General features: G+C 46.3%; 1 protein-coding gene. It reads right to left on the reverse strand.

Going from position 1 to position 516, the window contains the following annotated elements:
- Positions 1–516, reverse strand: a 516-nt coding sequence (locus tag ACXM1Q_RS09415; RefSeq protein WP_458517826.1) for a Rib/alpha-like domain-containing protein, incomplete at both ends; no start/stop codon positions are given.

The following is a 516-nucleotide window of genomic DNA, read 5'->3' on the forward strand; positions in this document are numbered from 1 at the left end:
ACTGTCTGTTCTGCCGGGGTTGGTTCATTGGTTTCAGCTTGCGTTGAAGCCTCTTCAACCTTAACAGTCACAGTAACCTTATCTTGAGATCCATCTGGATAAGTCACAACTACAGTAGCTGGTTTATCGCCTGCTGTTGTTGTATCCACTGGACTTTCAAAGGATACTTTCGTTCCTGCTGGTAACTCTGGCAAGTTAGAGATGGACTTCTCTGCTGATGGGGTTTCACCAACTTTGACTGTCTGTTCTACCGGGGTTGGTTCATTGGTTTCAGCTTGCGTTGAAGCCTCTTCAACCTTAACAGTCACTGGAACCTTATCTTGAGATCCATCTGGATAAGTCACAACTACAGTAGCTGGTTTATCGCCTGCTGTTGTTGTATCCACTGGACTTTCAAAGGAAACTGTTGTTCCTGCTGGCAACTCTGGCAAGTTAGAGATGGATTTCTCTGCTGTTGGGGTTTCACCAACCTTAACCGTTTGGTCTGCCGGGGTTGGTTCATTGGTTTCAGCTTGC

It is taken from the genome of Streptococcus sp. 10F2 (assembly GCF_054331515.2).